At 64.8% G+C, this 24,944-nt stretch carries 26 protein-coding genes; 20 read left to right on the forward strand and 6 right to left on the reverse strand.

The genetic code is table 11. The features are described 5' to 3' along the window. Positions 1-43: 43 nt before the first annotated feature. Positions 44-1,198 (reverse strand): radical SAM family heme chaperone HemW, encoded by a 1,155-nt coding sequence (gene hemW, locus HF690_RS10525; RefSeq protein ID WP_168609417.1) that lies wholly within the window; start codon positions 1,196-1,198, stop codon positions 44-46. A 121-nt stretch (positions 1,199-1,319) separates the two neighbouring features. Between hemW and HF690_RS10530 the strand changes: the two genes are divergently transcribed. Next, complete coding sequence (locus HF690_RS10530) at positions 1,320-2,087, forward strand: oxygen-binding di-iron domain-containing protein (protein WP_113064029.1); 768 nt, start codon at positions 1,320-1,322, stop codon at positions 2,085-2,087. On the opposite strand, the gene rdgB is transcribed toward HF690_RS10530, so the two are convergent. Continuing rightward, entirely contained in the window at positions 2,072-2,680 is a 609-nt protein-coding gene (rdgB, locus tag HF690_RS10535) for an RdgB/HAM1 family non-canonical purine NTP pyrophosphatase (RefSeq protein WP_168609418.1), read from the reverse strand. The two genes, HF690_RS10530 and rdgB, sit on opposite strands and share 16 nt — an antisense overlap. A gap of 12 nt (positions 2,681-2,692) precedes the next feature. Further along, positions 2,693-3,421, reverse strand: coding sequence for a ribonuclease PH (gene rph / locus HF690_RS10540; RefSeq protein WP_113063851.1), 729 nt, complete (start codon positions 3,419-3,421; stop codon positions 2,693-2,695). Between the two features lie 134 nt (positions 3,422-3,555). On the opposite strand from rph, the gene HF690_RS10545 reads away from it, so the two are divergent. From HF690_RS10545 to HF690_RS10580, 8 genes are all read left to right on the forward strand, one after another. Further along, the gene (locus tag HF690_RS10545; RefSeq protein ID WP_113063850.1) at positions 3,556-4,416 is read left to right on the forward strand and encodes a YicC/YloC family endoribonuclease; all 861 of its coding nucleotides are present in this window, start codon (positions 3,556-3,558) and stop codon (positions 4,414-4,416) included. Further along, a complete protein-coding gene (gene gmk / locus HF690_RS10550; protein ID WP_113063849.1) occupies positions 4,413-5,054 on the forward strand; it encodes a guanylate kinase in 642 nt (213 codons plus the stop codon). Before HF690_RS10545 ends, gmk begins: the two co-directional genes overlap by 4 nt. 134 nt (positions 5,055-5,188) lie before the next feature. Further along, the gene (locus tag HF690_RS10555; protein ID WP_113063848.1) at positions 5,189-6,031 is read left to right on the forward strand and encodes an ABC transporter ATP-binding protein; all 843 of its coding nucleotides are present in this window, start codon (positions 5,189-5,191) and stop codon (positions 6,029-6,031) included. Beyond that, a complete protein-coding gene (gene mlaE, locus HF690_RS10560; RefSeq protein ID WP_113063847.1) occupies positions 6,028-6,801 on the forward strand; it encodes a lipid asymmetry maintenance ABC transporter permease subunit MlaE in 774 nt (257 codons plus the stop codon). The genes HF690_RS10555 and mlaE overlap by 4 nt, the downstream gene beginning before the upstream one ends. 70 nt (positions 6,802-6,871) lie before the next feature. After that, entirely contained in the window at positions 6,872-7,354 is a 483-nt protein-coding gene (gene mlaD, locus HF690_RS10565; protein WP_113063846.1) for an outer membrane lipid asymmetry maintenance protein MlaD, read from the forward strand. 48 nt (positions 7,355-7,402) lie between these two features. After that, entirely contained in the window at positions 7,403-8,071 is a 669-nt protein-coding gene (locus tag HF690_RS10570; protein WP_240151720.1) for an MlaC/ttg2D family ABC transporter substrate-binding protein, read from the forward strand. A 5-nt stretch (positions 8,072-8,076) separates the two neighbouring features. Next, positions 8,077-8,382 (forward strand): STAS domain-containing protein, encoded by a 306-nt coding sequence (locus HF690_RS10575; RefSeq protein WP_113063845.1) that lies wholly within the window; start codon positions 8,077-8,079, stop codon positions 8,380-8,382. 22 nt (positions 8,383-8,404) lie between these two features. Beyond that, positions 8,405-8,905, forward strand: a complete 501-nt coding sequence (locus tag HF690_RS10580; protein WP_168609419.1) for a GNAT family N-acetyltransferase — start codon at positions 8,405-8,407, stop codon at positions 8,903-8,905. Positions 8,906-8,953: 48 nt separating this feature from the next. On the opposite strand, the gene HF690_RS10585 is transcribed toward HF690_RS10580, so the two are convergent. After that, positions 8,954-9,838 carry an MlaA family lipoprotein gene (locus HF690_RS10585; RefSeq protein WP_113063843.1) on the reverse strand — a complete coding sequence of 295 codons (885 nt, stop codon included), beginning with the start codon at positions 9,836-9,838 and terminating at the stop codon, positions 8,954-8,956. A 185-nt stretch (positions 9,839-10,023) separates the two neighbouring features. On the opposite strand from HF690_RS10585, the gene rpoZ reads away from it, so the two are divergent. The 7 genes from rpoZ (at position 10,024) to HF690_RS10620 (ending at position 18,190) form a co-directional block, all read left to right on the forward strand. Then, the gene (gene rpoZ, locus HF690_RS10590; protein WP_113063842.1) at positions 10,024-10,317 is read left to right on the forward strand and encodes a DNA-directed RNA polymerase subunit omega; all 294 of its coding nucleotides are present in this window, start codon (positions 10,024-10,026) and stop codon (positions 10,315-10,317) included. Positions 10,318-10,431: 114 nt separating this feature from the next. Then, positions 10,432-12,594: a RelA/SpoT family protein gene (locus HF690_RS10595; protein WP_168609649.1), complete on the forward strand. Its 2,163-nt coding sequence runs from the start codon at positions 10,432-10,434 to the stop codon at positions 12,592-12,594. Between the two features lie 67 nt (positions 12,595-12,661). Then, complete coding sequence (locus tag HF690_RS10600) at positions 12,662-13,045, forward strand: RidA family protein (RefSeq protein WP_168609420.1); 384 nt, start codon at positions 12,662-12,664, stop codon at positions 13,043-13,045. Between the two features lie 92 nt (positions 13,046-13,137). Continuing rightward, complete coding sequence (recG, locus tag HF690_RS10605; RefSeq protein WP_168609421.1) at positions 13,138-15,234, forward strand: ATP-dependent DNA helicase RecG; 2,097 nt, start codon at positions 13,138-13,140, stop codon at positions 15,232-15,234. A gap of 82 nt (positions 15,235-15,316) precedes the next feature. Further along, positions 15,317-16,258 (forward strand): nucleoside hydrolase, encoded by a 942-nt coding sequence (locus HF690_RS10610; protein WP_168609422.1) that lies wholly within the window; start codon positions 15,317-15,319, stop codon positions 16,256-16,258. 97 nt (positions 16,259-16,355) lie between these two features. Beyond that, a complete protein-coding gene (locus HF690_RS10615) occupies positions 16,356-16,598 on the forward strand; it encodes a type B 50S ribosomal protein L31 (protein WP_113063838.1) in 243 nt (80 codons plus the stop codon). A gap of 299 nt (positions 16,599-16,897) precedes the next feature. After that, positions 16,898-18,190: a citrate synthase gene (locus tag HF690_RS10620; RefSeq protein WP_113064026.1), complete on the forward strand. Its 1,293-nt coding sequence runs from the start codon at positions 16,898-16,900 to the stop codon at positions 18,188-18,190. A 111-nt stretch (positions 18,191-18,301) separates the two neighbouring features. Here HF690_RS10620 and HF690_RS10625 read toward each other — a convergent pair whose 3' ends face one another. After that, the gene (locus HF690_RS10625; RefSeq protein WP_113063837.1) at positions 18,302-18,985 is read right to left on the reverse strand and encodes a hypothetical protein; all 684 of its coding nucleotides are present in this window, start codon (positions 18,983-18,985) and stop codon (positions 18,302-18,304) included. Positions 18,986-19,083: 98 nt separating this feature from the next. Continuing rightward, complete coding sequence (locus HF690_RS10630) at positions 19,084-21,612, reverse strand: penicillin-binding protein 1A (RefSeq protein ID WP_168609423.1); 2,529 nt, start codon at positions 21,610-21,612, stop codon at positions 19,084-19,086. 429 nt (positions 21,613-22,041) lie between these two features. Here HF690_RS10630 and HF690_RS10635 point away from each other — a divergent pair, with 429 nt between their 5' ends. Genes HF690_RS10635 through HF690_RS10650 form a run of 4 tightly spaced genes read left to right on the forward strand, consistent with a single transcriptional unit; the run spans position 22,042 to position 24,888 of the window. Next, positions 22,042-23,100, forward strand: a complete 1,059-nt coding sequence (locus HF690_RS10635) for a pilus assembly protein PilM (protein WP_113063835.1) — start codon at positions 22,042-22,044, stop codon at positions 23,098-23,100. Next, on the forward strand, positions 23,100-23,717 hold the full coding sequence (locus HF690_RS10640) for a PilN domain-containing protein (protein ID WP_113063834.1): 618 nt from the start codon (positions 23,100-23,102) through the stop codon (positions 23,715-23,717). The genes HF690_RS10635 and HF690_RS10640 overlap by 1 nt, the downstream gene beginning before the upstream one ends. Next, positions 23,714-24,367 (forward strand): type IV pilus inner membrane component PilO, encoded by a 654-nt coding sequence (locus HF690_RS10645; protein ID WP_113063833.1) that lies wholly within the window; start codon positions 23,714-23,716, stop codon positions 24,365-24,367. Before HF690_RS10640 ends, HF690_RS10645 begins: the two co-directional genes overlap by 4 nt. Beyond that, a complete protein-coding gene (locus tag HF690_RS10650; protein WP_240151721.1) occupies positions 24,364-24,888 on the forward strand; it encodes a pilus assembly protein PilP in 525 nt (174 codons plus the stop codon). The genes HF690_RS10645 and HF690_RS10650 overlap by 4 nt, the downstream gene beginning before the upstream one ends. The last annotated feature ends 56 nt before the right edge of the window (positions 24,889-24,944 follow it).

Below are 24,944 nucleotides of genomic sequence, written 5' to 3' on the forward strand. Positions count from 1 at the left end.
CCCGGATTGTACGCCATCCCGGCGGCGTGATGCCTGCCATGGATTACATGAACAGCGCCACCACGTCGTTGAGGAAGCGCTGGCCCTGTGCGGTGGTGCGCAATTGCGACAGGTCGTCCGTCAGCCACCCGCGCTGGATCGCCTCGTCGAGGGTGTCGCGGATGCGAGACAGCGGAAGTCCCGTGCGTGCGTTGAACGCTTGCATCGGCGTGCCGTCGATCAGGCGCAGCGCGTTGAGCATGTATTCGAAGGCGCGCTCGGATTCCGGGATCAGTCGATCGCCGCCGATGCGTGCGTGCTGGGTTTCGGCGGCGAGATAGGTCTTCGGCAGACGCTGTTTCCAGCGTCGCCGTACACCGCGCGCATCGCTGATTTTTCCGTGCGCGCCGGCGCCGATACCGAGGTAGTCGCCGAAGCTCCAGTAGTTGAGATTGTGTTGGCAGCGACGTCCCGTCTGCGCGTAGGCCGAGACTTCGTACTGGGCGAAACCGGCCTCGGCCAGGCGCGCCTGGCAGGCCTCCTGCATGTCCCACGCCGTGTCGTCGTCGGGCAACGGCGGCGGATGGGCGGCGAAGGCGGTGTTCGGCTCCAGCGTCAGTTGATAGTGCGAGAGGTGGGTCGGCTGCAGCGCCAGTGCGCGCTCGAGGTCGCGCAGCGCGCCGTCCACGGTCTGCTCGGGCAGGGCGTACATCAGATCGAGGTTGATGTTGTCGTAGCCCGCTTGCCGCGCCAGGCCGAAGGCATCTTCGGCTTCGCCGGAAGAGTGAATGCGTCCGAGGCGCCGCAGCAGCGCGTCATCGAAGCTCTGCACGCCGAAGGAGAGTCGGTTGACGCCGGCGGCGAGGTAATCCTCGAAGCGACCGTGCTCGACGGTGCCGGGATTGGTTTCCAGGGTGATTTCGGCGTCCGCTGCGAAGCGCAGGCGTTGACGCGCCGCGCGCAGCAAGCGCGCGATCTGTTCGGGTGGGAACAGGCTCGGCGTGCCGCCGCCGAAGAACACGCTGACGATCGGGCGATCCGCGACCGCAGGCCCAAAATCGGCGAGGTCGCCGTCGAGGTCGGCGATCAGCGCATCCACGTAATCGGCGTACGGAGCGGCGGCGTCGCGCAGTCCGTGGGAATTGAAGTCGCAGTACGGGCATTTCTTCACGCACCAGGGCATGTGCACGTAGAGGGACAGCGGCGGGAGGTCGATCATCGGTCTATGGTAGCCGTTTGCGCGGCAAACAGCGCCTCTGATGCGCGCGCTTGACCAGGATCAAGACGACCGCATCGAGTCCGCCGGACAATGGCGCGGTTACTTCTGCTGGACGCAATTCATGGCAATCGAACTCTATGCAAAGGACGGTCATACCGTTGTCGTCTTCCCCGACCTGGTGCGGGGCGATGACGGCGTGCAGGCCAACCAGTTTCTGGTTCGGCACGGTGATCGGACCGCGCTGATCGATCCGGGCGGCGCCTTGCTGTACACGCCGCTCTCGATGGCGATCTCGCCGTATGTGAAGCTGAGGGACCTGACCTACATCCTGGCGTCGCACCAGGACCCGGACATCATCGGCGCGGTCGACCGCTGGCTGATGTACACGCCGGCCACGGTGTGCTGCTCGCGGCTGTGGGGACGGTTCGTGCCGCACAGCGTGCCGCACTACCAGAAGAACACGGGGGCGGACCGTTTCATGCTGATTCCCGATCGTGGCGCGGAAATACCGATGGGCGACACGGTGATCCAGGCGGTACCGGCGCACTTCCTGCACAGCGTGGGCAACTTCCAGTTCTACGATCCGGTGTCGAAGATCCTTTTCAGCGGCGATCTGGGGGCGTCGATGGGCGACGGTCCGTTCGCGCCGGTCGAGGACTTCGATGCGCACATTCCCTCCATGCTCGGTTTCCATCAGCGCTACATGGTGTCCAACCGGGTCTGCCGCCTGTGGGCGCGCATGGCGCGCAACATGGATATCGACATGATCGTGCCGCAGCATGGCCGTCCGTTCGCGGGTGCGGCCATGGTCAAGCGGTTCATCGACTGGGTCGAACAGCTCGAGTGCGGGGTGGATCGTCTGACGCAGGAGGACTACATCGCCGCCTGAAATGTTCCCAGCGCATCGCGCAGGTGCGTCAGCGCCTGGCCACGATGACTGAGGCGGTTCTTCAGGGCGTTGTCCAGTTCGGCAGCGCTCTGCGTCTGGCCGTCTGGCTGGAACAACGGGTCGTAGCCGAAGCCGTGTTCGCCGCGTGGCGCATCCAGGATACGGCCACGCCAGCGGCCCTCGGCGATCAGCGGTGCCGGGTCGTCGGCGTGGCGCAGCAGCGCCAGCACGCAGATGAAGAAGGCGCCGCGCGCACTCTCGGGCGTGCCGTCGAGCATGCGTAGCAGTTTCGCGTTGTTGGCGGCATGGTCGCCGTGCACGCCCGCGAAGCGTGCCGAGTACAGACCCGGCGCGCCTTCCAGGGCGTCCACGCACAGACCGGAATCGTCGGCCAGCGCCGGCAGACCGGTGATGCGCGCCGCGTGCCGGGCCTTGAGCAAGGCGTTCTCGACGAACGTGGTCCCGGTTTCCTCGGCGTCGTCGACGCCGAGCTCGCCCTGGGCGACCAGTTCGATGTCCAGCCCTGCCAGCAAATGGCGCAGTTCGCGCAACTTGCCGGCGTTGCCGCTGGCCAGGACCATGCGTTGCGTCATCGTCGGGCTTCCTTATCCGGCCAGGGCCGCGCGCTGCGCGGCGACCAGTTCGCCGACGCCCTTCTCGGCCAGACCCAGCAGGGCGTCCATCTCGTCGCGGCGGAAAGCGTGACCCTCAGCGGTGCCCTGTACTTCGATGAAACCGCCGCCGTCGTTCATCACGACATTCATGTCAGTGTCGCAGCTGGAGTCCTCGGCGTAGTCCAGGTCCAGCACCGGCGAGCCCTGGTAGATGCCGACGGAGACCGCGGCGACCGCGCCGACGATCGGGTTGCGTTTGAGCTTCTCGCGCTTCATCAGCACGTTGACCGCGTCGACCAGCGCCACGTAGGCGCCGGTGATGGCCGCCGTGCGGGTGCCGCCGTCGGCCTGTAGCACGTCGCAGTCCAGGGTGACGACGCGTTCGCCCAATGCCTGACGATTGACGCAGGCACGCAGACTGCGGCCGATCAGCCGCTGGATCTCCTGCGTGCGGCCGCTCTGCTTGCCGCGTGCGGCCTCGCGCGCCATGCGACTGCCGGTCGAACGCGGCAGCATGCCGTATTCGGCGGTGATCCAGCCCTCGCCCTTGCCGCGCAGCCACGCCGGCACGCGCTCCTCAATGCTGGCGGTGCACAGCACGCGGGTGTCGCCGAATGCGACCAGCACGGAACCTTCGGCGTGCTTGGTGTAGTGGCGCTGGATCTCGACCTGGCGCAGCTGATCGGGCTGGCGGCCGCTGGGGCGATGGGTTTCGCTCATGGCTTGGGGTGTTTCCGTTGGGTACGACAAAGGCGGAATGATACCCGCATGATCCGTGTCTCGCCGGGCGCGGATTGGGCAAGCCTCGTCGCGAGCGTTTACCATGGCGCCCTTCGACTTCCGGAAATCGCCGAATGATCCGCAGCATGACCGCGTACGCATCCGCCGAGTCCAGCGGCCCGCTGGGCACGCTGGCCTGCGAGGTGCGCACGGTGAACCATCGCTATCTCGAACAGAGTCCGCGTCTGCCCGACGAGCTGCGCGCGTTCGAGCCGCTGCTGCGCGAGATCGTGTCCCGGCGCCTGTCGCGCGGCAAGGTCGACGTGACCGTGCGCCTGCGCGGCGAAGATCGCAGCGATGCGCTGGAGGTCAATCACACCTTGCTCGCACGTCTGGCCGAATTGCATCTGGACATGGCAGCGCGGTTCCCGGGTCTGCAGGCACAGAGCACCGAACTGCTGCGTTTTCCCGGCGTGCTGAAACAGCCCGAGGTGGATCGCGATGCGCTGCAGAAGGCGTTCTCCGACGCGCTGGAAGAGGCGCTGGACGCACTGACCGCGACCCGCGAGCGCGAGGGCGCCAAGCTGGCCGCGCTGATCGCCGAGCGTCTGGACGGTATCGAGAAGATCGTCGCCGAGGTGCGCACGATGATGCCCGACATCCGTACCGGTCTGCGCACGCGTCTGGAAACGCGCCTGGCCGACATCAAGCAGCCGGCCGATCCGGGGCGTCTGGAGCAGGAGCTGGTGCTGCAGATCACCCGTGCCGATGTCGACGAGGAGCTTGATCGTCTGGACGCGCACATCGCCGAGGCGCGCCGCGTGCTCGGTCTGGACGAGCCGGTCGGTCGCCGCCTCGACTTCCTGATGCAGGAGTTCAACCGCGAGGCCAACACGCTCGGCTCCAAGGCGGTGGATACGCGCAGCACCAATGCCGCGGTCGAACTGAAGGTGCTGATCGAGCAGATGCGCGAACAAGTGCAGAACATCGAATGAACGCGTCGCATCCGAACCCGCAAGGCACGCTGTTCGTGGTCGCCGCGCCGTCCGGCGCGGGCAAGTCGACGCTGGTCAACGCGCTGCTCGAGCACGAGCCGGCGATCTCGCTGTCGATCTCGCACACCACGCGTCCGCCGCGGCCGGGCGAGGCTTACGGCGAACACTACTATTTCGTCGATCGCGAGGCATTCGAGCAGGAGGTCGCCGACGGCATCTTTCTCGAGCATGCCGAAGTGCACGGCAATCTGTACGGCACTTCGCGCAAGACCGTGCAGGATCTGATGGAGCAGGGGCGCGACGTGCTGCTGGAGATCGACTGGCAGGGCGCGCAGCAGATTCGCGCGGCGATGCCCGATTGCGTCGGCGTGTTCATTCTGCCGCCTTCGCGCGTCGAACTGGAACGTCGTCTGCGCGGACGTGCTTCGGACAGCGCGGAGGTCATCGAGCGCCGCCTGCGCAATTCGCGTGAGGAGATCGCGCATGCGCACGAATTCGACTACATCATCGTCAACGACCGTTTCGAGGATGCCCTGGACGACTTGCAGGCCATCGTGCGTGCCGTGCGACTGCGTGCGCCGCTGCAACGCGGACGGCATGAGGCGCTGATCGAGGAATTGCTCGCGCCCGGTGTGTGAAAGGCTCCACGTTCGTTACGTGGTGCGCAGTTTTCGTATCCGTGGATCCGTTGCGCTTGGGTTCAGCGGATGTGCCCCCATAGTTGCGCCGGTATCTAGCCGCTGCGCCCGTGCTCGGCTATCTTGGAAGACCTATGACTGACGCCATCGCTTCCCCCGATTCCGCGCCGACCGGCGACGCGCTGGTGCGCGTGCGCGGTCTGACCACGCGTTTCAGCGGCCGAACCGTCTTCGACGGACTGGATCTGGATATCCCGCGCGGCAAGATCACCGCCATCATGGGGCCCAGCGGTACCGGCAAGACCACGCTGCTCAAGCACATCACCGGACAGACGCCGGCCGATGCCGGCGAATTGCTGGTCGACGGCGAGGATGTGGCGAAGCTGTCTCGCGAGGGCTTGTTCAAGCTGCGCGAGCGTGTCGGCTACCTGTTCCAGAATTCCGCATTGCTGACCGATTTCGACGTGTTCGAGAACGTCGCCTTTCCACTGCGCCAGCACACCCGGCTGCCGGAAGAGCTGATTCGCGACATCGTGCTGAACAAGCTGCAGGCCGTCGGTCTGCGTGGCGCGTCGCGGCTGATGCCGAGCGAACTGTCAGGCGGCATGGCGCGGCGCGTGGCGTTGGCGCGCGCCATCGTGTTCGATCCGATGCTGATTCTGTACGACGAACCATTCGTGGGGCTGGACCCGATCGCGCTGAATCAGGTCCTGAAGCTGATCCGCACGCTCAACGAGACGCTCGGCATCACCAGTGTGCTGGTGGCGCACGAACTGGCCGCGATCCAGCAGATCGCCGATCGGGTAGTGCTGATCGCCAACGGCAAGGTGGTCGCGTCGGGCGATCCCAAGGAGATCGCCAACGACGGTTCGCCCTGGACGCGACAGTTCTTTGGCGGCGAACCCGACGGGCCGGTGCCGTTCCATTATCCGGCTGGCGACTACGCCGCCGAACTGGGCCTGGGAGAGACCGCATGAATGCGCGGGTGAAACGTCGCAACCTCGTCGTCGAAGGTCTGGCGCAGATCGGCGATGCCGGCCTGTTCCTGCCCACGCTGCTGGCCGCTATGCCACGCAGCCTGCGCTATTTCCGCGAAATCGTGCGCCAGATCTGGTTCACCGGCGCGATGAGCCTGATCATCATCATGACCTGCGGCCTGTTCGTGGGCATGGTGCTGGCGCTGCAGCTCTATCACGTGCTGGAGATTTTCGGTGGCACGGCTTCCACCGGCACGGTGGTGGCGCTGTCGGTCTATCGCGAACTCGGCCCGGTGGTGACCGCGCTGCTGTTCGCAGGTCGCGCGGGCACCTCGATCACCGCCGAGATCGGCCTGATGCGCGCCACCGATCAGCTTTCGGCGATGGAGATGATGGCGGTCGATCCGGTCGCCTACGTGGTCACGCCGCGATTCATTGCCGGGATCATCGCCATGCCGCTGCTGTGCTGCGTGTTCTCGGCGATGGCGATCTTCGGCGGCCATCTGGTCGGGGTGACCTGGCTGGGCATCGACAACGGCACCTTCTGGTCGAACATGACCTCGAATGTCGAGGTCTGGAAAGACGTCATCGACGGCGTGATCTGGAAGGGGCTGGCCTTCGGCACCGTGGTCACGCTGATCTCGGTGCACCAGGGCTACACGACGCCGCCCACCAGCGAGGGCGTGGCCTACGCCACCACCCGTACCGTGGTCGCCTCGTCCATTGCCATTCTGGCGCTCGACTTCGTGCTCACCGCATTCATGATGTGAGGAACGCGAACATGCGCCCGCACTACTTTTTCATCGATTCGAATCTACAGAGTTCATTGAGGATGTTGCCGTGACCCAGAGACGTTCCTATGCCGTCGGCACTGGCCTGTTCATCGTGCTGGGGTTCGCCGCGCTGGCTTACCTGGCGACCCAGACCACGTCGCTGGTCAACGTGCGCCATGGCGATTCGTACACGCTTAAGGCGCGCTTCACCAACATCGGTCAGCTCAAGGACCGCGCGCCGGTGAAGCTGGCGGGCGTGCGCATCGGCTCGGTGCAGTCGATCCAGCTCGAGCCGCAGAAGCTCGACGCGCTGGTGACGCTGTCCATCGACAAGCGCTTCAACCAGATTCCCGAGGATTCCTCCGCGTCGGTGTTAACCAGCGGTTTATTGGGCGATCAATACATTGGCATCCAGCCGGGTGGATCGCCGGACTCGTTCAAGAACGGCGACGAAGTGATCCTGACCCAGTCGGCGGTGCAGCTGGAAGATCTGATCGGCAAGTTCCTGGTCAACGGCTCGCCGGGCGACAAGGACAAGAAAAAGCCATAACCACCGGGCGCTGCGCGACCCGCTGTTCCCAAACGGAGACGATGTCCCATGAAACTACGTAACCTGGTGTTCGCCTGCGCGATGCTCGTTCCGGGCGCGATGCTGGCGTTGCCCGCCTCGGCCCAGGCCGCCACGCGCGTGCCGGCCACGGCCTCGCCGCAGCAGGTGGTCAAGACCATTACCGCCGAATTGTCCAATGCCATCGACGGTCATCGTGCCGAGCTGAAGCAGGACAAGAACAAGCTGATCGGCGTCATTGACGGTATCTTCCTGCCGCACTTCGACATCGACTATGCCTCGATTCTGGTGCTGGGCCGTCATGCACGTGAAGCTACGCCGGAGCAGCGCGAGCGCTTCGCCAAGGCGTTCTACGATTCGATCACGCACCGTTACGCCGAAGGGCTGCTGAACTACACCAAGGGCAGCGTGAAGGTGCTGCCGTACCGTGGCGAGCTGAATGACCGCCGCACCATGGTGCGCACCCAGGTGATGCTGGACGACGGCAAGACCATCTCGGTGGACTACGCGTTCCGCAAGACCTCCAGTGGTCAGTGGAAGGCCTACGATGTGGTGATCGAGGGCATTTCCTACATCACCAACTACCGCGCGCAGGTCGACGCGGAGATCCGCAAGATGGGCATCGAGGGTCTGATCGAGCGTCTGGAGAAGAACGGCGCCGAGACCCTGGACAAGATGCAGAAGGACACCGCGAGCTGAGCGCGATGAGCGACGCCAACGTGCATTTCGACCAGACGCAACCGGACACGCTCGCCGTGTCCGGTCCGTTGACCTTCGCGACGGCCGCACGTGCCTACGGGCAGGGCATCGAGCGCATGTCGCGCGGCGAGACCCGCGTGCTCGATCTTGCCGGCGTGCCCGCGGCCGACAGCGCCGGGCTGGCCTGCGTGCTGGCGTGGATGGCGCACGCGCGTCGACGCGGCGCGACGTTGCAGGTCGAGAATCTGCCCAGGAGCATGTACCTGCTGGCCGAGATCAGCGACGCCGAACCGCTTCTCGGCATCGGCTGAGCCGGTCGTTCGAAGGGGCGGCATGCAGGATTCGGTACGCCCTCTCCGCGAAGAAGACATCGGTGCGGTCTGCCGCATCTACAACCACTACGTCCTGAATAGCACGACCACCTTCGAGGAGGTGCCGGTCTCCGTGGTGGAGATGGCGCGCCGCGCCTGTGTGGATGATCCGGTGCACCCCTGGCGGGTGCTGGAAACACCGCGCGACGGTGTCTGCGGCTACGCCTGCGCAACGCCCTGGAAGGCGCGCGCCGCCTATCGTTTCAGCGTCGAATGTTCCGTGTATGTGGATCCTGCGCATCGGCGGATGGGGTACGCGCGGCGTCTCTACGAGCGATTGTTTTCCGATCTGCGTGCCGCCGGCATGCATACGGCGATCGCCGGGATTGCACAGCCCAATCCCGCCAGCGTTGCGTTGCACGAGGCGTTCGGCTTCCGCAAGGTTGCGCATTTCGAGCAGGTCGGCCGCAAGTTCGATCGCTGGATCGACGTGGGCTACTGGCAGCTCGATCTCGAAGCCTGATCCTTTTTCCGCCACGCCGTGCGGCGCGGCGGAAAAAGGCTTGTGGGGTTACGCGCCGGAGGGGGTGCCCGGTGCCGAGGAGGACGATGCCGGCGCGGCCGGTTGCGTCGTCGGGGCGGCGCCCGTTGCGTCCTTCTCTTTCTGCTTCTTCTCCCAGGATTGCTGCTGCTTGAGCAGTTCGTCGGGATCGAAGCCCTGTTCGTTCAGGCCCTGCATCTGGTCGATGACGCTGGCCGGCGGGTTGCCGTCGTAGAGCTTGTACGTGCGCTGCTGGAGATAGGCATCGCGCAGGAAGACGTACGGGTCGTAGGCCGATTCCAGAAAACCTTCCGCGTCGATCGCGCGGGCGCGCAGCGTGACCAGGTAGAGCATCGAGGGCAGATACTGCTGGCCGTGGTCGAAGCGTCCCTGATTGCGCGAGTAGATCGACATCGGGTCGAAGAAATAGCTGTCGACGGGCAGGTGCCATACGTCGCGGCCCGTGGTCGGTCCGATCAACGGCAGCACCAGGTACGGCCCGTCGGGGACGCCCCAACGAGCAAGGGTGATGCCGAAATCGGTGTCGTCGAGTGGCAGGCCCATGCGGCTGGCAGGGTCGAAGAAGCCGCCCAGACCCAGCGTGATATTGACCAGGAAGCGTGCCGAGGCGCTCAGCGCCTTCTTCGGGCGTGCCTGCAGCAGGTCGTTGGCGACCGTGATCGGCATGCGGATATTGGTGAAGAAGTCGCTGATCGAGCGGCGTACGGGCGGATTCGTGATCTTGCGATAGCCAACGGCGACCGGACGGATCGCCACCTTGTCGACGGCGTTATTGAACGCATACACCTTGCGGTTGTACTTCTCCAGCGGGTCATCGGTGCGCGGTTTGGCGATGGCGCAGCCGGCAAGCGCGATGACCGCAGCGACGAGGGCGGCGCGTCGGAATGTCTGCATCAGGGATGGGCGCATAGGAAAGCAGCGGGTCCTTATATGAACCGTAGAGTTTAATTATATTCGCGTACGCTGACCAGTCATTCCCACAACCGGCATGGTATGCCGATGTGCCGTTGCCAGCCAACTACGCCCGAAGCTACACTGTTCACCCTGAATAAGTACCTTTTTTTTCTTAGGAATTCCGCATGGCCCGCATTACCGTGGAGGACTGCCTGAAGGTGGTCGACAACCGTTTCGAGCTGGTGCTGATGGCGACCCGCCGCGCACGCCAGCTGGCCAAGGGTGCCGAGTCCCTGGTCGAACCCGAGCACGACAAGCCGTCGGTGCTGGCGTTGCGCGAGATCGCCGAGCAGCGCATCGATGAGGCCACCATTGATGAAATCGACCGCGCCGAGCGCGAGCGTGCCGAGCGCGAAGCGCTGGAGTGGGCCGCGGCCGAGGTCGAGGAAGAGGTGGCTACCAAGAGCGCCGAAGAGTAATTCCATGCACGAGCGCCGTTGCCACGCCCCTTGTCAGCATGTGTCCCGCGTGGCGCGACGGACGGCAGCCTGCCGTGTCTGGAGGGTGGCGGCCTGAGCGGTCGTCGCGACCGCATGGCGACGGCCACGCCCACGGGCAGCAAAGCGAACGGCGCGATTCCCGAAGACGTGCTCGAGCTTGAGCGCCGGCTTTCGGAATATCTTTCGCCCGAAGATGTCGCGCGGGTGCGTCGCGCCTACCTGATCGGCGCCGACGCGCACGCCGGGCAGAAGCGCAAGAGCGGCGAGCCCTACATCACGCATCCGGTTGCCGTCGCCACGTTGCTGGCCGATCTGCGCCTGGACGCGGAAACCATCATCGCCGCGATCCTGCACGACACGCTCGAAGACACCCAGCTCGACCGCGAGCAGATCGTCGAGGAGTTCGGCGATGTGGTGGTCGAGCTGGTCGATGGCGTCACCAAGCTGGACAGTGTGCGGTTCCGTAGTCGCCAGGAAGCGGCGGCGGAGAGTTTCCGCAAGATGCTGCTGGCGATGGCGCGCGACCTGCGCGTGATCCTCATCAAGCTGGCCGACCGCCTGCACAACATGCGCACGCTGGGCGCCAAGGAGTCGTCCTCGCGCCGGCGAATCGCGCGCGAGACGCTGGAGATCTACGCACCCATCGCGCAGCGACTCGGCATGAACCGCATCAAGGCCGAGCTGCAGGATCTCGGTTTCCGTGCGCTCTACCCGGACCGTCACCGCGTCATCAGCGCGCGCATCCGCAGCGCGCTGGGCAATCGACGCGAGGTGATGAGCCGGATCGAGGCCGCGCTGGAAAAGCGCCTGAGCGAGGAGGACATCCGCGCCAAGGTCGTCAGCCGGGTCAAGGCGCCCTACAGCATCTACATGAAGATGCGTCGCGAGCACAAATCGTTCGACGACGTGATGGATGTGTACGGTTTCCGCGTGGTGACCGACAACGTGATGCGCTGCTACCAGGCACTCGGCGCGATCCACATGCTGTACAAGCCGGTGGACAAGCGCTTCAAGGATTTCATCGCGATTCCCAAGGCCAATGGCTACCAGTCGCTGCATACGGTTCTCTTCGGGCCGTTCGGCGCACCCATCGAAATCCAGATCCGCACTGAAGAGATGGATTCAGTGGCCGAGCGCGGCGTGGCAGCGCACTGGAGCTACAAGGCCCAGAGCGGTCCGGCCAACAGCGCGCAGTCGCGGGCCCGCGAGTGGCTGGCCGGTCTGGCCGAGCGGCAGGCCGTCACCGATTCGTCTTCCGAGTTCATCGAGAACGTGAAGGTCGATCTGTTCCCGGACGAGGTCTACCTGTTCACGCCGAAGGGCGAGATCATGTCGCTGCCGCGCAACGCCACGGCCATCGACTTCGCCTACGCCGTGCACACCGATGTCGGCGATCATGCGGTGTCGGCCCGCGTCAACGACAAGTTGGTACCGTTGCGCACGCGGCTGGATTCGGGGCAGCGCGTGGAGATCATCACGGCACCGTCGTCGATGCCGCGGCTGGACTGGCTCGATGTGGTGGTGACCGGCAAGGCGCGCACCGCCATCCGCCAGTTCATCAAGCATCTGCAGCACGAGGACGCGGTGCAGTTCGGACACCGCATGCTGGATCGCGCGCTCGATGCGCGTGGCGCCAGCCTGGACGGCATCCGTCCGAAGACGCTGGAACGCTATCTGGCTGACAACAAGCTCAAGCGGTTCGAGGAATTGCTGGCCGATATCGCGCTGGGTCATCGCATGCCGGACCAGGTCGCCGCGCAGCTGGTCGGTAAGACCGGCGAAGCGCGCCATGCTGCCGGCGACGCGTCGCGCGACAAGATTCTCATCACCGGCGACGAGCGCGGCGTCATCAGTTTCGGCAACTGCTGCCATCCAGTGCCGGGCGACGACATCATCGGCTACCTGTCGGCCGGCAAGGGCATTGTGGTGCATCGCACCGAATGCCCGAACATGGTCGAGTTCCGCAAGTCGCCGGGGCGCTGCATCGGCATCGACTGGGACCGCAAGGTGCACGGCGACTTCAAGGTCGAGCTGCGCATCGAGGTCATCAATCGCACCGGCGTGCTGGCCACCGTGGCCGCGGCGATCGCCGATGCCGAGTCCAACATCGAGAATGTCGAGTACATCGAGCGCGATCTCACTGCCGCCACGCTGCTGTTCATGATCGAAGTGAAGAATCGCAAGCATCTGGCCGACGTGATGCGCGGTGTGCGCCGTGCCGGTGTGGTCAACGGCGTCTACCGGTATCCAGTCTGAGTGCGGCCCGCGGCGGCGGGACCTTGCTATGCTCTGCGGCCTTGTTTCCGATCCTTCCGAGGTGACTATGTCCCGCAGCATCATCGCCACCGACAACGCTCCATCCGCCATCGGCCCGTACTCGCAGGCCGTGCGTGCGGGGCAGACCGTCTACCTGTCTGGCCAGATCCCACTGGACCCGGCTTCTGGCGTGATGGTGCAGGGCGATATCACGGTGCAGGCCCGCCGTGTGTTCGAGAATCTGAAGGCGGTCTGCGAGGCGGCTGGCGGCAGTTTGTCGGATCTGGTGCGCGTCGGCATCTACATGACCGATCTGGCGCACTTCGCCGCCGTCAACGCGGTCATGGAGTCGTATTTCGAGCAGCCGTACCCGTCACGCGCCACCGTGCAGGTGGCGGCGCTGCCCAAGGGGTCGCAGATCGAAGTCGACGGCATCCTGGTCCTGGAATGACGCAATGCGTCGATGCTCCGCGGCATGGCCCTGCACGCAATGGAGGTCTTCGCTGGTGAACTCGCGGGTGATTCTGGGCTAGTCTCGCGACGATGAAGGGAGCTGACGCCGCCACTGCCGCGAATGCCGGTCGCGAGCCGGTCACTGTACTTAACGGGATCGGTCCCGCGCTGGCTCGCGCGCTGGAGAAGCTCGGCGTCGCCTGCGTGCAGGACCTCTGGTTCCATCTTCCACTGCGCTATGAGGATCGCACCCGGATCACGCCGATACGCGAGCTGGCGATCGGTCAGCCGGCCCAGGTCGAGGGCGAGGTCGAGGCGGTCGAGAGCGGTTTCCGCTATCGCGCGCAGCTGAAGGTGGCGATCGGCGACGACTCGACATCGACACTGCTGCTGCGCTTCTTCCATTTCCGCAAGGCGCAGGCCGATCAGTTGCGTATCGGCACGCGTCTGCGCTGCTACGGCGACGTGCGCATGGGCGCACGCGGCCCGGAAATGATCCACCCGCAGTATCAGCGCGTGCAGAAGGGGACGCCGCTGGATGCCCGTCTGACGCCGGTGTATCCGACGACGGAGGGATTGGGGCAGAAGCGGCTGCGCAGCGTGATCGAGAAAGCGCTCGAACGGTTGCCCGACGAAGACGCGCTGGAGCTGATTCCCGCGCCGTTGCGCGAGGGATTGGGCTTGGGCTCGCTTCGCGAGGCGCTGCTGACCGTGCATCGTCCGCCACCGGAAGCCGATCTCGCGGCGCTGGCGCGCGGCGTGCATCCGGCGCAGCAGCGGCTGGCCTTCGAGGAACTGCTGACTCAGCACCTGAGTCTGCAACGGCTGCGCGCGCAGGTGCGCAGTCGCCGCGCGCCCGCGTTGCACGGGGACGGAAGTCTGCGTGCGCGCATGCTGCAGCAGTTGCCGTTTGCCCTGACTGGCGCACAGACGCGCGTCGATGCCGAAGTGCTGGAGGACCTGTGTCAGGGCAAGCCGATGCTGCGTCTGGTGCAGGGCGATGTCGGCAGCGGCAAGACCGTGGTCGCTGCGCTGGCCGCGCTGGCCGCCGTGGAGTGCGGCTGGCAGGCCGCGTTGATGGCACCGACCGAGCTGCTCGCCGAGCAGCACCTGGCCAATCTGCGTGCCTGGCTGGAGCCGCTGGGCATCGAAGTGGCGTGGCTGGCCGGCAAAGTGCAGGGCCGGGCGCGCAAGAAAGCCTTGGAAGCCGTGGCCGGCGGCGCGCAGGTGGTGGTCGGCACGCACGCCCTGATGCAGGAGGGCGTGGCGTTCCAGCGGCTGGGGCTGGTCATCATCGACGAGCAGCATCGCTTCGGGGTTCACCAGCGTCTGGCGTTGCGTGACAAGGGTGCGGAGGGCGATCTGGTGCCGCACCAGTTGGTACTCACCGCCACACCGATTCCACGCACGCTGGCGATGAGCGCCTACGCCGACCTGGATGTGTCCTCGATCGACGAGCTGCCGCCCGGGCGCACGCCGGTGCAGACCGTCGCCATTGCCGGCTCGCGTCGTGGCGAGGTGGTCGAGCGTCTGCGTGCGGCCTGCGGTGAGGGCAGGCAGGCGTACTGGGTCTGCACCCTCATCGAGGAGTCCGAGCAGCTCACGGCACAGGCGGCCGAGGTGGTGCATGCGGAGCTGGCCGCGGCGCTCCCCGGCCTGCGTGTGGAGCTGGTGCACGGGCGCATGAAGGCGCGCGAGAAGTTGGCCGTGATGCAGGCGTTCAAGCGCGGCGAGGTGGCGGTGCTGGTCGCGACGACCGTGATCGAGGTCGGCGTGGATGTGCCCAATGCCAGTCTTATGGTCATCGAGAATGCCGAGCGGCTGGGGCTGGCGCAGCTGCATCAGCTGCGCGGACGGGTAGGGCGCGGCAGCGTCGCCTCCAGCTGCGTCCTGCTCTATCACACGCCGCTGTCTGCGCTGGCACGCGAACGACTGCAGGTGATGCGCGAGACCAGCGACGGCTTCCGGATCGCCGAGAAGGATCTGGAACTGCGCGGTCCGGGTGAAGTGCTGGGTACGCGGCAGACCGGGCGCCTCGAATTCCGTGTCGCCGATTTGGCGCGCGATGCGCATCTGCTGCCGGCCGTGCAGCGCGTGGGTGCGGCCATGCTGCGCGATCATCCGCAGCGTGCCGAGCGCCTCGTGCGCCGCTGGATCGGCACTGCGGCCCGCTACGCCGACGCCTGAATACGGCACGGATTCACGTGAACGGGGCTGCTGTCGAGAGTCGGCTCGCGTTATGCTGTGCGTTTTCCTTGCGGATACACGCATGAGCAAGCCGCACCTCATCATTGATACCGATCCCGGCGTCGACGACGCCTTGGCCCTGCTGATGGCCCACGCGCACGGTCACGTGCATGCGCTGACCATCGCCGCCGGCAACGTCGGTCTGGACCACACCGTTCGCAACGCGCTGACCCTGATGGACCTGATCGGGGCGGATACGCCGGTGCATCCGGGTTGCCCGGTTCCGCTGGTGCAGGCGCCGTCGGAGGACGCCGCGCTGGTGCACGGCGCGGACGGTTTCGGCGACGTCGGCTTTCCGGAGCCGAAGCGGACCGCCGAGTCCGAATCGGCGGCGCTGGCGCTGATCCGTCTCAGTCATGCGCATCCCGGCGCCACCCTGGTCGCGCTCGGCCCCCTGACCAACGTGGCGCTGGCCGTGCGCCTCGATCCGACGCTGCCTTCGCGCGTTGGACGCTTCGTGATCATGGGTGGGGCGGTCAATGGCCACGGCAACACCTTGAGTACGCCTGCTGAATTCAATATCGGTTTCGACCCGGAAGCCGCGCACGTGGTGTTCGAGGCGTTTCCCGCCTTCGAGCTGGTGGACTGGGAGGCGACCGTGCGTCACGCGTTCGAGGGCGCGCAGTTCGACCGCTGGCTGGAAAACGGCGATGCGCGTGCAGAGTTCTATGCCCGCATCGGTGCCACCTCACGCGCCTGGAATGCCCGTCGCGGACGCACCGGTGTGATTGCCGCCGACGCCCTGGCCATGGCGGTGGCGCTGGATCCCGAGCTGGTGCAGCGGGCCGAGGCGCATCCTGTCATGGTCGAGATGGTCGGCGCACGCACCCGCGGCATGACCGTGGTCGATTGGGAGGCGCGCCTGGATCGCCCGGCGAATGCACGTGTCGTGTTCGACGTGGACATGCGGCGTTTCGAAGCCCTGGTGGCGCGTGCGCTCGGCGTGCCCGACACAGCGATCTGAACCCATTTTCCGGGCAGGGTGCGACAAGGCTTGCGGCAAGGCAGGCCTGCTCGCTACAATGCCCGTCTTTTCCCCGCGCTTTAGCCCGGAGCGAGCCATGAAGCCCGACATCCATCCGAACTACCAGCCGGTGGTGTTCCAGGACCAGTCCTCTGATTTCGCCTTTCTGACGAAGTCGACGATGTCCAGCAAGGAAACCATCAAGTGGGAGGATGGCAACGAGTATCCGCTGATCAAGGTGGAAATCTCCAGCCATTCTCACCCGTTCTACACCGGCAAGCAGAAGACCATCGACGCCGGCGGCCGCGTGGACAAGTTCCGCCGTCGCTACGGCAAGTAAGTCGTCGCGCGATGCCCTGTCGGCCTGGCCGCAGCGGTATCCACCCGGTTGTCTCGAAAGGCCGCGGTTTCCTCGGAAACTGCGGCTTTTCGTGTGCCTGAAGCCGGCGTTTTCCCGCCGCCGGTCCAGCCTCACTGCCTCCGTACGGGGGCGTGTTGTGCCATAATGGGAAGATTGATGGGCGCGCAAACGCCCGTCCGGCAGGGCCGATATGCAGACCTGCCGTGCTTGTAGATCTCATGTCCCCCCACCGGCGCCGCCCCCGCGATCGCGCCGGAACGCATGCCAAGGAGTACGCCGTGTCTGACAAGACCGTGAAGCTGACCGACGACAGCACCCAAACCAGCACCGACCTTCCGCTGATCGAGCCTACCCTGGGGCCGTCCTGCGTCGATATCTCGTCGCTGTACAAGAGCACCGGCCACTTCACCTTCGATCCTGGCTTCGCTGCCACCGCCAGCACCAAGAGTGCGATCACCTACATCGACGGCGACAAGGGCGTGCTGCTCTATCGCGGCTACCCGATCGAGCAGCTGGCCGAGAACTCCAGTTTCCTGGAAGTGGCCTACCTGCTGCTCAACGGCGAGCTGCCGAACGAAGGCGAGTTCAAGAACTTCGAGCATCACGTCACGCACCATTCGATGATGCACGAGTCGCAGAAGCACTTCTTCCGCGGCTTCCATCACGATGCGCATCCCATGGCGATGCTGTGCAGCGCGATCGCCTCGTTGTCGGCGTTCTATCACGACGACCTGGACATCGACGATCCCGAGCAGCGCAAGATGGCGGCGATCCGCCTGATCGCGAAGATGCCGACCATCGCCGCCGCCTGCTACCGCTATTCCATCGGCTGGCCGTTCCGCTACCCGCGTAACAACCTGGAATACTGCGATCGCTTCCTGCATCAGATGTTCGAGGTGCCGAGCGAGCCGCTGGAGATGAACCCGGTCGCAGCCAAGGCGCTGGATCTGTTGTTCATCCTGCACGCCGACCACGAGCAGAACGCCTCGACCTCGACTGTGCGTCTGGTCGGTTCGACGGGCGCCAATCCGTACGCCTCCGTGGCCGCCGGCATCGCCGCGCTGTGGGGACCGGCGCACGGCGGTGCCAACGAAGCCGTGCTGAAGATGCTCGAGGAGATCGGTACGCCGGACAACGTCGAGAGCGCCGTCAAGCGCGCCAAGGACAAGAACGACAGCTTCCGCCTGATGGGCTTCGGCCACCGCGTGTACAAGAACTTCGATCCGCGCGCCAAGATCATCCGCAAGACCTGTCACGAGGTGCTGGACGCGCTGGGCGTGTCCGATCCGCTGCTGGACGTGGCGATGAAGCTGGAAGAGGCGGCGCTGAAGGACGAGTACTTCGTCGAGCGCAAGCTGTATCCGAACGTCGACTTTTACTCCGGCATCATCTACAAGGCGCTGGGCATCCCGACCGAGATGTTCACGGTCATGTTCGCCATTGCCCGCACCGCCGGCTGGATTTCGCACTGGATCGAGCAGCACGAGACCCCGGGTTCGCGCATCGGTCGTCCGCGTCAGGTCTACACCGGTGCCACGCCGCGCGACTACATGGCGATGGACAAGCGCTGAGCGCTTCGTCCTCGTGCAGTAACGAAAAACGCCCCGCTTGTCGGGGCGTTTTTCGTTCACGGAAGCCGTGGTGTTCGACGTGGTGACAAACGCGGCGGCACGGTAGACGCTTCAGCGCCCAAGCGCGTTGGTCAGCATGTCCTCGAAATTCTGGTCGTTGCTGCTGTCGGGCAGGGCCAGCAACTCGTCCACGGCATTGAGCGAGGCGCGTTCCATGGGGCGTTCGTCAATGCGTCCCAGCGGCGCTTGTCGCAGGGCGACGCGGGGGAACACAGTTAGGTCGAACGGCAGCTCGTCGGCGCGAAATAGGTAGACCGGATACTCGCTGCTGCGGTCGCGGGTTTCTCGCAATCTACGGGTCTGCACTTCGAACGGGATGCCCCGTTCGTCGAGGAAGCGCGGCACGGCTTCGGGTTCGTCGCAGAACAGATGCAGGCAGACTGCGGAGTGGCTGTCGGCGGTGCCGTCGAGCACGGCGCCGACCAATCGCGGTTCGAAGCGGGCCAGAAAACCCATGGCTTCGCGCGCGGCTTCGCGTCGGCGACGCAGCGCCTGTGGCTGTTCGTGTCCGTGGAAAATGCGCTGGCGTTCGCGCAGAGCTTGTTCGATCTCGCGATTTCGCGGCAATGCCTGCTCGTCGTCGACCCCCATGCGTTCGGCGGCCTTGAGTTTGGCGTGGTGAAAGTCGCGGATGCCGTGTTCGCTCATCAGGCGGGCCGCTTCCTGGGCGACGCGCTGACGGTTGCGGTGCAGGCGATCCTGGGCGTGTATGCGGTGATGCCGACCTCGGGCCATGGCGTGCACTCCGTACGTCCGGCTACAGCCTAACCGAGCTTTCCGTTTTGCGATAGCCGTGCGCGGCGCGCCGCCGGTAGGGCGGCGCGCCGGCCCGATCAGAAGATGTCGTAGGCGTGCTTCTGGTTCTTGTCCTGCTTGGCCTTGCGGGCCATTTCCTGCAGGTGCGGCACGTCTTCGACCTTGAAGATCTCGGACATGGCGTCCGGATCGTCGCTGGTGGTCGGCAGGCCGGTATTGCGATTGATCAGCAGGCTGGTGATGCCTGGTGGCCGCGGCAGTGCCGATTCCGGCGTGCCCTTCAGCACAGCGCCCATGTAGTGCATCCAGATCGGCAGTGCGGCGCTGGCGCCGAATTCGTAGCCCAGCGACGAGAAGTTGTCGAAGCCGACCCATACCGTGGTCACGACCTTGTCGTTGAAGCCGCAGAACCAGGCATCGCGGTGCTCGTTGGTGGTGCCGGTCTTGCCGGCCAGATCCGGACGCTTCAGCGCGCGGGCGGCGATGCCGGTGCCGTGCAGAATCACGTCCTTCATCAGCGAGGTGGTGAGGTAGTCATTGCGGATGCCGATGACGCGCGGCGCCAGGCGGGGTGCCTCCGTGCTGGCCGCTTCAGCCGGCTTCGGGGAGCTGGCCGAGGCGATCGGCTGCAGCGGCAGCAGGCCGTCGGTACCGGCATATTGCGCAGCAGCGGCGACCGAACTGGACGGAGCGGGCGGCAGGCTGTCGCTCTCGTCGCTGTTTTGCAGAATACGCGCCTGGCAGTCGCGGCAGGCGCGCAGCGGATTGGCCTTGTAGATGGCCTTGCCGTCGCGGTTGTCGATTTCCGCGATGAAGTACGGGTCGATCAGGAAGCCGCCGTTGGCGAACACAGCGTAGGCACGGGCCATGCTCATGGGCGAAACCGAGGCGGTGCCGAGCGCCATCGACAGGTTGTTGGGCACGGCGTCAGGGTCGAATCCGAAGCGAAGTGCATACTGACGCGCAAACTGAAGTCCGAGCGTGTCGAGCAGGCGCACGGACACCAGGTTCTTGGATTTGATCAGCGCGGTGCGCAGGCGGATCGGGCCGTCGAACTTGCCGTCATCGTTGGAGGGTGTCCACTGGCCGTTGGGCTTGGACGGGTCCGGCAGCACCACGGGGGCGTCGTTGATGATGGTGGCGGGGGTGAACCCGTGCTCGAACGCCGCCGAGTAGATGAACGGTTTGAAGCTGGAGCCGGGCTGGCGGCCGCTGCCGCTCATCAGTGCGCGATTGAACTTGCTGCGCTGGAAGCTGAAGCCGCCGACCAGTGCGAGCACCGCGCCGTCGTCGGGGTTGAGCGATACCAGGCCGCTCTGCGCGGCCGGAATCTGCGCCAGTTGCCATTGATCCTTGTCATCCTTGCGCAGGCGCACGATGTCGCCGGCCTTGAGCACGTCATCGACGTGCTGCGGCTTGGGCCCGCGCGCGCGCGGACGGAGGTACTTGCGCGCCCAGGACACTGCGGAGAGCTTGAGTTGCACGGAGCGGCCATCGGCCAGCATCAGATTGGCGTCGTCAGCGTTGCTGGCCGTGACCAGCGCCGGCTCCAGCCCCGCCACCTCGTGATAATGCGAGAGGATCTTCTGGTAGTCGGACGGCTGTGCCTGCGGCGGCAGCTGCACGTGCGCTTCCGGGCCGCGATAGCCGTGGCGGCGATCGTATTCCATCAGGCCCTTGCGCACGGCGGCGTCGGCATCGGCCTGGTCCTTCGCCTTCACGGTCGTGCGAATCACGTAGCCGTCGGTCAGGGCGGCATTGCCGAGCTTGTCCAGCGCGGCCTGGCGCACCATTTCCGCCAGATACGGCGCATGCACGGCGATCGGCAGCTGGTGCGGTGCGGCGTGCAGCGGCGTGGCCTTGGCCTGCTGGTACTGCGCCTTGGTGATGAAGTTGTTGGCCAGCATGCGGCCGAGCACGTAGTCGCGACGCGCGCGACCCAGTCGCTGGTGGTCAGTCGGGTTGACCACGGACGGGCGCTGGAAGGTCGAGGCGATCATCGCGCATTCGGCGATGGTCAGCTGGTCGAGCGTCTTGCCGTAGTAGTACTGCGCCGCAGCGCCCACGCCATAGGTGCGGTGGCCGAGGAACATCTTGTTGAGGTAGAGCTGCAGGATCTCGTCCTTGGTCAGCTCGTGCTCGATGCGGAAGGCGGTGAAGATCTCGGTGATCTTTCGGGTGTAGGTCTTCTGCGAGCTGAGGAAGAAGTTGCGCGCAACCTGCTGGGTGATGGTCGAACCGCCCTGGGTCTTCTTGCCGCCGCTCAGCACCACGTGAATGGCGGCGCGCAGCGTACCGCTCCAGTCCACGCCGCCGTGATGATAGAAGTCGTCGTCTTCGGCGGCCAGCACGGCATGCTTGAGGCGCGCGGGCACATTCTCGATCTTCACCGGAAGCCGGCGCATCTCGCCGAACTCGGCGATCAGCTTGCCGTCGGCGCTCAGCACGCGCAGCGGAACCTGCATCTGCACGTCCTTGAGCGAGTCGACCGAGGGCAGACGCGGAGAAATGATCCAGTAGGCGACGCCGACGGCGATGGCCCCCAGCAGTGCGCCCGCCAGCGCGAGGATCAGTGCGTAGCGGAGCAGACGCTTGATTGTTGGCATGGATACGGAACTTGTCTGGAAGGAATGCAGGAACACACAAGACTCCGAGTATAGAGCGCCGGGCGCTTGCGTGTTCAAGCGGCGCCCCGGGCTGCGCGTTCGTGCACGTTTGCCGGCGATGCCGTCTCGCGGGTGGGCGTGGGTCACGGAATGCCTGCCGCGACGTGCGATGCGTCACGACTTTACGTCGCCATTCGCATGGATACGGCACAAAGTTGTCGACTTACCTGAGTTTGCCGCTAGGATGTTTCCCCGGCGCAAGGAAAAGGGCGGCCTCGTAGTGGTGAAGCGAGTGCGCCAGGCACCGGAAAACGTGCATCGGGAGGGCAGGCTGGAAAGAATTAATGCCCTGTTGCCAAGCTGTTAAAATTCATATTTAATGCCGTTGCGCACATTTCGCTCCTAAGGGCGCATGGGGAAGGGGGAAACGTGAGTCTGTTCACTCCCAAGAAGCCGCCGCTGATCGGCGTCGACATCAGTTCCACTGCGGTCAAGCTGTTGCAGCTGAGCCGGTCGGGTGGTCGTTATCGCGTGGAACATTACGCGGTCGAGCCCTTGCCGCCGAATGCAGTGGTGGAAAAGAACATCGTCGAGGTCGAGGCCGTCGGCGACGCGGTGCGTCGTGCGCTGGCACGATCGGGCTCGAAAACGCGCTTCGCCGCGGCAGCCGTGGCCGGATCGGCGGTGATCACCAAGGTGATTCCGATGGCGTCAGATCTCTCGGAAGAGGATCTAGAAGGCCAGGTCCAGGTCGAGGCGAATCAATACATTCCGTATCCGATCGAGGAAGTCAGTCTCGACTTCGAGAAGATCGGGCCGGTGCGCGACAACCCGGAGATGAGCAACATTCTGCTCGCCGCGTCGCGCACCGAGAACGTCGACATGCGCGTGGCCGCACTCGATCTGGGCGGATTGACCGCCAAGGTGATCGACGTCGAGGCCTTCGCCATGGAGAACGCCTTCACGCTGATTGCCGACCAGCTTTCGGTCGCGCGTGATGCGCTGGTCGCCGTGGTCGATGTCGGCGCCACCATGACCACGCTGGCGGTGATGAAGAACCAGCGCACCATCTATTCGCGTGAACAGGTCTTCGGTGGCAAGCAGCTGACCGACGAGATCATGCGTCGCTACGGCCTGTCCTACGAGGAAGCCGGTCGCGCCAAGCGTCAGGGCGGTCTGCCGGATACCTACGAACAGGAAGCGCTGGAGCCATTCAAGGAATCCATGGTTCAGCAGATCAGCCGTCTGCTGCAATTCTTCTTCGCCGGCAGCGAATACAGCAAGGTCGACCAGGTGGTCCTGGCCGGCGGTTCGGGCGGCATCGCCGGCGTCAGCGAAATGGTGGAGGACCAGCTCGGCGTGCCGTGCATGGTGGCCAATCCGTTGGCGCAGATGTCGATTGCTTCCCGCTCCCAGGCTCAGCAGCTGGCCGCAGATGCGCCTTCGCTGATGATCGCCGCGGGCCTCGCCATGAGGAGTTTCGACTGATGGCGCGTATCAATCTGCTTCCCTGGCGTGCCGAACGGCGCAAGCAACGCGAGCGCGAGTTCTACACGCATCTCGGCCTGGCGTTCGCCGCCGGCATTGCCATTGTGATTGTCTGGGGCATGTGGATGAACATGCGCATCAGCAATCAGAACGAGCGCAATACCTATCTCACGGGCCAGATCCACCAGCTCGATCAGCGCATCGCGCAAATCAAGAATCTGGAGAAGGTGCGCGACCATCTGCTGGCGCGCAAGCGCATCATCGAGAAACTGCAGGCGGACCGCTCGAAGATGGTCCATCTGTTCGACGAACTGGTGAAGACCATTCCGTCCAGCGTGCGACTGACCAGCCTGCAGCAGCAAGGCGACCAGCTGAAGCTGAAAGGCGTTGCACAGTCCAACGCCAGCGTCGCCGAGTACATGCGCAACCTTGAGAAATCGCCGTGGATGAGTCAGGTCGAACTGGGCCGCACCGACAACACCGGCGCTGACACCCGCATGCCGTATGTGTTCAATCTGAGCATGAAGATGGTCAAGCCGAAGTCCGAGGACAGCAGCGACAGCCAGGCGGATGCATCGCCGAAGGGTGGGGCGATGAAGGGAGGGGCGAAGAAATGAGTTTCTTCGACGAACTTCGCAATCTCGATACCAACAATGTCGGTGGCTGGCCGAAATCGGTCAAGACCTTCTTCATCGTCATCCTGCTTGTCGTGATCGTGGCGGTGGGCTGGTACTTCTACACCAGCAATCAGCAGGATGAACTGGCAAGTTTGCAACGCAAGGAACATACCTTGCGCAGCGAATTCATGAGCAAGCAGTCCAAGGCCGTCAATCTCGAGGCATTGCGCAAGCAGCTCAGCGACATGCAGGACATGCTGCGACAGATGCTGCGCCAGTTGCCGAGCAAGACCGAAATGCCGGCCTTGCTGGTCGACATCTCGCAGACGGCGCTCGCGTCCGGCCTGCAGACCGAAACCTTTGCCCCCGGCCCGGAATCCAAAAAGGATTTCTACGCCGAGAAGCCGATCCAGCTGAAGATGACCGGCACCTATCACCAGTTCGGTACGTTCATCAGCGGTGTGGCTTCATTGCCGCGCGTGGTGATCCTGACCATGCACAACGTTTCCCTCAAGGCCGAGAAAGCAGGGCCGGGCGGCGTCGCCACCAACGGACGTCTGACGCTGGAAGGCACGGTCAAGACCTATCGCTACCTGGATGACGAGGACGACCAGACCGGCGCCGGCCATCCGGGCGGGAGGGGCAAATGAGCATGCGGAAGAACACCATGCGTCTGTTGCTGCTGCTGACCTCGTTGCTGGTGCTCGGTGGTTGTACGCGCGGCACCTCGGACCTGCATCGCTGGGTTGCGCAGGAAAAGGCCAAGAAGGGCGCGCCGTTGCCGCCGCTTCCGGTAATCAAGACGTTCGAGAGCTTCGTCTACAAGGATCAGGCCAAACGCGATCCGTTTGCGCCGAGTCCGAATGACAGCGCAAAGAATGCGAAGTCCGGGCCGCGTCCGGATGAGAATCGTCCGCGCCAGCCGCTCGAATCCTTTGCGCTGGACAGTCTGAAGATGGTCGGCACGATCGGTCAGGGCGGCAAGATGGAGGCGCTGATCAAGGATCCCGGTGGGGTCATTCATCCAGTACACGTAAATGACTACATGGGGCAGAACTATGGCCGTATCACGGACATTGCCGAGGATCACGTCGATCTTGTCGAGCTGGTACCGAATGGGTCCGGCGGCTGGATGGAACGCAAGGCGAGCATCGCGCTCGACGTGCAATGAAGACCCATCGGGGGTGATGTACATGATGACCACAACTATGCATCGTCGAGGCCAGG

The sequence above is a fragment of the Oleiagrimonas citrea genome, from assembly GCF_012395255.1.
Classification (GTDB): Bacteria; Pseudomonadota; Gammaproteobacteria; order Xanthomonadales; family Rhodanobacteraceae; genus Oleiagrimonas; species Oleiagrimonas citrea.